This is a genomic window from Rhodoferax sp., from assembly GCF_014859475.1.
In the GTDB taxonomy this organism is placed as follows: Bacteria; Pseudomonadota; Gammaproteobacteria; order Burkholderiales; family Burkholderiaceae_C; genus Rhodoferax.
This window is the reverse complement of sequence record NZ_JACUUE010000250.1, coordinates 1-3,206: the sequence shown is the minus strand read 5'-3', so window position 1 is coordinate 3,206 and position 3,206 is coordinate 1. Positions and strand designations below refer to the sequence as shown.

The following is a 3,206-nucleotide window of genomic DNA, read 5'->3' as shown; positions in this document are numbered from 1 at the left end:
CTGCTGGTGCAGCTCAAGGTGTTCAATACCGAGCAGATGAACCAGGCGGTGTTTGCGTTTCGGCGTTATGAAGATGCCTCGCTGCGTTACACCGGCATTCTGAGCCACGATGACCTGACCCACTACGGGTTGTATGACACGGTGGTGGCGAAGGACTGAGTAGCTGACGCCCGAAAAGTTAGAATCGCCGATCTCAGCGAAACAAGGAAAGGGGACGCGTGCCCTTTTTGAAATGCCCCAATCCGCCAGCTCCCAATACGAAACCCTGCTGCGCCACGTGGACGCCCACGGCGTCTTCAAGGCCGACCGCACCGGTACCGGCACCAAGAGCGTGTTCGGCTACCAGATGCGCTTCGACCTGGCGCGGGGCTTTCCGCTGGTCACCACCAAGAAGGTTTTTTTAAAAGCCATCATCGTCGAGTTGCTCTGGTTTTTGCGCGGCGACAGTAACGTGAAATGGCTGCAGGACAACGGCTGCACCATCTGGGACGAGTGGGCCAACCCCGCCACCGGCGACCTGGGGCCGGTGTATGGCGTGCAATGGCGCAGCTGGCCGACACCGGACGGCGGCCACATCGACCAGATCAGCCAGATCATCAACACTCTCAAGAGCACCCCGGACTCGCGCCGCATGCTGGTGAGCGCCTGGAACGTGGCCGAGCTCGACAAAATGGCGCTCATGCCCTGCCATGCCTTTTTCCAGTTTTACGTCGCCCCGCCAACCACACCCGGCGGCAAGGGCAAGCTGAGCTGCCAGCTCTACCAGCGCAGTGCCGACCTGTTTCTGGGTGTGCCCTTCAACATTGCCAGCTATGCGCTGCTGACGCACATGGTGGCGCAGCAGTGCGACCTCGATGTGGGCGACTTCATCTGGACCGGCGGCGACTGCCACATCTACAGCAACCACGCCGAGCAAGTGGCGCTGCAGTTGAGCCGCACGCCGTTTGCCTACCCCACGCTGGACATCAAGCGCCGACCCGACTCGATCTTTGACTATGTCTATGAAGATTTCGCAGTCAACGGCTACCAGTGTCACCCTGCCATCAAGGCGCCGGTGGCCGTGTGATCAGCCGCCGCCAATTGTGGGGCCTGGTCGCCCTCACGCTGATGTGGGGCATCAACTGGCCGATGATGAAGTACAGCTTGCGCGAACTCTCACCGCTCTACTTTCGCGCACTGACCATGAGCGTTGGCGCGCTTTGGCTGTTCAGTTTTTACCGCTTCAAGGGCGTGCGCATGTGGCCGCAGGGCGCCGAGTGGCGCAGCGTCATCACGCTCGGGCTGCCCAATGTGCTGGGCTGGCATACGCTGGCGATTTTGGGCGTGAAAGAACTCGCCAGCGGCCGCGCCGCCATTCTGGGCTTCACCATGCCGATCTGGACGGTGCTGCTGGGTGTGCTGGTGTTCAAGGAGAAGCTCACCCGGCGCATGGTGTTTGCCATGCTGGCCGTGGCGCTGACCATTGCCCTGCTCACCTTCAACGAGCTCACCGCCATCACCGGCAAACCGCTCGGCATTGTCTGGATGGAACTGGCCGCGCTGGCTTGGGCCGCGGGCACGCTGATGATGCGCCGAGCGCATTTGACGCTGCCAATGGAGGCGCTCACCGTCTGGATGCTGATTCTGGCCAGCGTCTGCCTGTGGCTGTTTGCCGCGGTGCTGGAGCCCTGGCCGAGCTGGCAATTTTCTACCCCGATGTGGGCTAGCCTGGCCTATGGCGCGCTCATCAACTACGGTTTTGCCCAGATCATCTGGTTTGGCATGGCGCGCCACCTGCCACCCGCCACCAGCGCCATGAGCATCATGGCGATCCCGCTGGTGGGCACCCTGAGCGCCACCCTGATCGTGAACGAAATGCCGGGCTGGCCAGACCTGGTGGCCGTGCTGTGCGTCATGGCCGCCATCGCCGCGGTGCTGCTGCCACCGCGCAAACCTGCAACCACTCCATGAAACTCAATCTGATCCTGGCCCGCGCCCGCAACGGCGTCATTGGCAAGCAAAACACCCTGCCCTGGCACCTGCCCGAGGACATGGCGCACTTCAAGCGCACCACGCTGGGCTGCCCGGTCATCATGGGCCGCAAGACCTGGGACTCGCTGCCGCCCAGATTCCGCCCGCTGCCCGGCCGCCTCAATGTGGTGGTGACGCGGCAGTTGGATTGGCAAGCGGTCGGTGCCACGGTGGTGAACTCGCTGGAAGCCGCCTGCGCCGCCTGCCCGATGGAGAGCACGGCCTGGGTGATTGGCGGTGCCGAGCTGTACGCGCAGGCGCTGGCCCTGGCCGGCAGCGCCGTGGTAACCGAGCTCGATGCCGATTTTGAAGGCGATGCCTTTGCGCCCCGCTTCGGCCCCGAGTGGCACGAAGTGGCGCGCGAATCGCATGTGAGCAGCAGCGGCCTGCCATTCAGCTTTGTCACCTATGAAAAGCAACCCTGAGGTCAAACACGCCATGAAACTAGCCACCTGGAACATCAATTCGCTCACCGTGCGCCTGCCGCAAGTGCTCGACTGGCTGGCCGCCAACCCGGTCGATGTGCTGGCGCTGCAGGAGCTCAAAATGAGCGACGACAAGTTTCCACACGCCGCGTTTGCGGCAGCTGGCTACCAGTCTGTCTGTTTCGGCCAGAAAACCTACAACGGCGTGGCGCTGATCAGCAAGACACCTGCGCTTGAGGTGGTGCGCAACATTCCCGGCTTCAGCGATGCGCTGGCACGCGTGATCAGCGCGACCTTTGTCTCTGAAGCCCAATCTGAAGCCATCCGGGTCGTGGGCGCGTATTTTCCCAACGGACAGGAGCCCGGCAGCGACAAGTTCGAGTACAAACTGGCCTGGCTCAAGGGCCTGCGCGACTGGCTGCGCGCCGAGCTGGTGGCGCACCCCAGGCTGGTGCTGATGGGCGACTTCAACATCACCTTTGACGACGCCGATGTGTGGGACCCGGTGGGCATGAAAGACCAGATTCATTGCACCGATGAAGAGCGCTACGAGTTAAATGCCCTGGTTGCGCTGGGCCTGCATGATGCGCACCGGCTGTTTCCGCAAGCCGCCAAAAGCTATTCATGGTGGGACTACCGCGACTTTGGCTTCAGGCGCAACCGCGGCATGCGCATTGACCACATTTTGGTGAGCAACGCGCTAAAAGACCAGGTAGCCGCCTGCTGGATCGACAAGACTCCGCGCAAAAATGAGCGCCCCAGCGACCATGC

4 protein-coding genes are annotated in these 3,206 nt (G+C 62.4%); all 4 read left to right on the top strand.

The genetic code is table 11. The features are described from left to right. The first annotated feature begins 232 nt into the window (after positions 1-232). The gene (locus IBX54_RS13870; protein ID WP_296543247.1) at positions 233-1,066 is read left to right on the top strand and encodes a thymidylate synthase; all 834 of its coding nucleotides are present in this window, start codon (positions 233-235) and stop codon (positions 1,064-1,066) included. Beyond that, a complete protein-coding gene (locus tag IBX54_RS13865) occupies positions 1,030-1,950 on the top strand; it encodes a DMT family transporter (protein ID WP_296543246.1) in 921 nt (306 codons plus the stop codon). Before IBX54_RS13870 ends, IBX54_RS13865 begins: the two co-directional genes overlap by 37 nt. Further along, positions 1,947-2,435: a dihydrofolate reductase gene (locus IBX54_RS13860; protein ID WP_296543245.1), complete on the top strand. Its 489-nt coding sequence runs from the start codon at positions 1,947-1,949 to the stop codon at positions 2,433-2,435. The genes IBX54_RS13865 and IBX54_RS13860 overlap by 4 nt, the downstream gene beginning before the upstream one ends. Before the next feature lie 13 nt (positions 2,436-2,448). Beyond that, a partial coding sequence (xth, locus tag IBX54_RS13855) for an exodeoxyribonuclease III (RefSeq protein WP_296543244.1) occupies positions 2,449-3,206 on the top strand: 758 nt, incomplete at its 3' end.

Excerpts from the sequence above, each read along its gene's own strand:
- IBX54_RS13870 (WP_296543247.1), top strand. The coding sequence starts at position 233 with ATGCCCCAATCCGCCAGCTCCCAATACGAAACCCTGCTGCGCCACGTG.
- IBX54_RS13860 (WP_296543245.1), top strand. The coding sequence starts at position 1,947 with ATGAAACTCAATCTGATCCTGGCCCGCGCCCGCAACGGCGTCATTGGC.